Annotated in this window: 1 protein-coding gene; it reads left to right on the forward strand. The window is 68.1% G+C overall.

Features of this window, described 5'->3' with window-relative positions; genetic code table 11:
* Positions 1 to 270 (forward strand): DNA topoisomerase (locus tag AC3XQU_RS23955; protein WP_489876625.1); only part of this gene is annotated, 270 nt, incomplete at both ends.

Consider the following 270-nt stretch of genomic DNA (forward strand, 5'->3'; position numbering starts at 1 on the left):
GATGCTTCCATCCGCGCGGCACTCGGCAAGCTCCGGCCATCGGCCGAGACGTTGCCGATGTACTACTCGGCGCTGGCACGCTCTCGGGCGGACTGGCTCGTCGGCATGAACCTCAGCCGCTTGTTCACGGTGCTGGGACGACAGGCTGGCTACGACGGCGTGCTGTCGGTCGGCCGCGTCCAGACCCCCACGCTCAAACTGGTCGTGGACCGCGACCGCGAGATCGCCGCCTTCGTGTCCGTGCCGTACTGGGCCATCGACGTGTCCCTG

Source organism: Telluria sp. AZSoR62 (genome assembly GCF_058111565.1).